This window comes from Aeromicrobium sp. PFPM2_SD2 (assembly GCF_057364525.1).
Genome location: NZ_JBNFNZ010000432.1, coordinates 1 through 2,045, shown reverse-complemented (window position 1 = coordinate 2,045; position 2,045 = coordinate 1). Strand labels below are relative to the sequence as shown.

At 73.1% G+C, this 2,045-nt stretch carries 1 protein-coding gene; it reads left to right on the top strand.

Annotated elements, in window-relative coordinates:
* Nucleotides 1-2,045: glycosyltransferase family 4 protein (locus AC2W7G_RS14690; protein ID WP_485869094.1), on the top strand; the 2,045-nt coding region annotated here is incomplete at both ends.

Below are 2,045 nucleotides of genomic sequence, written 5' to 3'. Positions count from 1 at the left end.
GGCCGTGGCCGCCGAGGCGGGTCTCGCGAGGTCGGCGTCGCCGAGGCCGGCGCGTCGCTCGCCGACCTGACGACGTCCGAGGACGCCGGCGTCGCCGTGCTGGACGCCCGCGACTGGTACGGACCGACCTACCTGCAGGACCTCGTGCTGGCCTCGCGCTACGCGGGCACCGACGTCGTCGGCCACGCCGGCTACTCCGCCCTCGTGGACGGCCGGGTGGAGGAGCGCGCGGTCCACCGCGCCTATCGTCCCTGCAGCGGTCTGGTCGCCCGTCGGTCGCTGGTGCTGCCCGAGCTGGCCGCGCGCACCGGCCTCGCCGCGCTGCTCGACGACCCCGCCGTGCTCGACGCGGCCACGCAGCTGACCGTCGACCGCTTCGACTACCTCCAGGACGCGCCGGCGCCGCACCCGGACGTCGTCGAGCCGCTCCGCGGCGTGCTCGACCTCGACACCGGCGCCCCGGTCGCCGACGTGCTGCGCGAGATCGACCGGACGCCGGCGATGGCGCCGGACCGTCCGGTGATCTCCCACGAGGTCCTGCTCGGCCTGCGCACCCGCGAGCAGGTCACGACCCGTCGCGTCCGCGGCGGCGTGCGCGTCACGTCGCGCATGGAGGAGGACCAGCGCACGAACGTGTGGATCGGCCGCCCGTTCCCGATCGCGGCGTTGTGGCCCGACCACGACGTGCGCTACTCGATCGAGTCCGAGGGAGCGGTCGAGGTCGCGCCGTTCATCCGCTTCTTCGACGAGCACGGAACGGCGCTGGCGAGCGTCACCCGGCACGCGAACGTGGCCGTCCACCGCACGCCGCCGGAGGGCGCCGTCTCCTGCCGCCTCGGGGTGCGCTTCATCGGGCGCGGCGAGGCGACGGTCTCGGCGTTCAACGTCGGTCCGGACTGGGGCCTGCCCACGGCCCGTCCCGGCACCGGGCGCGTGCTGGTGCTGACCAACGCCTACCCGGCCTACGACGACCTGTACCGCAACGGCTTCGTGCACGCCCGTGTCCGCACGTACCTGCAGGACGGGCTGTCGCTGGACGTCTTCCGCTACGCCCCGACGCTGCCGCAGTCGTACGCGGAGTTCGAGGGCGTCGAGGTCACGACCGGCAACGACGCCGACCTCCATCGCGTGCTGGAGGAGGGCGACTACGACACCGTCCTGGTGCACTTCCTGCTCGCCGGCATGTGGGACACCCTGCGTCCGCACGCCGACCGCCTGCGCGTCGTCGTGTGGCTGCACGGCGCCGAGGTGCAGCCGTGGTGGCGCCGCGAGTTCAACTACGAGACGCCCGAGGCGCTCGAGGCGGCCAAGCCCGCGTCGGACGCGCGGCTGGCGTTCTGGCGCGGCCTGGTCGACGACCTGCCCGACCGCACGTCGTTCGTCTTCGTGTCGCAGTACTTCGCCGACGAGGTCATGACGGACCTGGAGCGGACGTTCCCGGCCGACCGGGTCTCGATCGTGCACAACCCGGTCGACACGGACATCTTCCGGTACGTCCCGAAGCCGCCCGAGCAGCGCACCCGCATCCTGTCGATCCGGCCCTACGCGACCCGCAAGTACGCCAACGACCTGTCGGTCGCGGCGGTGCTGGAGCTGTCGAAGGAGCCGTGGTTCGACGAGCTGGAGTTCCGGTTCGTGGGTGACGGCACCCTCTTCGACGAGGTGCTCGAGCCGATCCGCGACCTGCCGAACGTGACGGTGCAGCAGGGCTTCCTCACCCAGCCCGAGATCGCCGAGCTGCACCGCGAGTACGGCGTGTTCCTCGTGCCGACCCGCATGGACGCCCAGGGCGTGTCCAAGGACGAGGCGATGGCCTCGGGGCTGGTGCCGGTCACCAACGCGGTCGCGGCCATCCCGGAGTTCGTGTCCGACGCCGAGGGCTACCTCGCGCCGCCGGACGACGCGTCCGGCATGGCCGACGCGATCCGCGACCTGTACCACCACCCGGAGGTGTTCGCGGCGAAGTCGGCCGCGGCGGCCGCCCGGGTGCGGGCCCAGACGTTCGGCGACGTGGTCGTGCCGGCGGAGATCGCGCTCATCCGCGG